Consider the following 240-nt stretch of genomic DNA (forward strand, 5'->3'; position numbering starts at 1 on the left):
GACCAAGCTATGGTTTATTTAGCCACGGATACGCAAGGCCGACATATTATAGTTAATAACGCCAATACTAAAATGGCATGGTATCGTATTAAAGCGTCCTTAATGGATGACTCAAAAGCATGGGAATGCAATGATAACCGCTTATTTTTAAAAGTATGGGACAGTGAATATCTTAATATCCCGAATAGTGAACTCTCTGCACAAGCACCCTTGTACCAATTAGTTAAACAAATAAAAACG

At 37.1% G+C, this 240-nt stretch carries 1 protein-coding gene; it reads left to right on the plus strand.

Translation table 11 applies throughout. The features are described 5' to 3' along the window. A partial coding sequence (locus tag SB749_RS20690; RefSeq protein WP_410711970.1) for a hypothetical protein occupies window positions 1-240 on the plus strand: 240 nt, incomplete at both ends.

It is taken from the genome of Brevibacterium sp. SIMBA_078, from assembly GCF_046534565.1.
GTDB lineage: Bacteria > Actinomycetota > Actinomycetes > Actinomycetales > Brevibacteriaceae > Brevibacterium.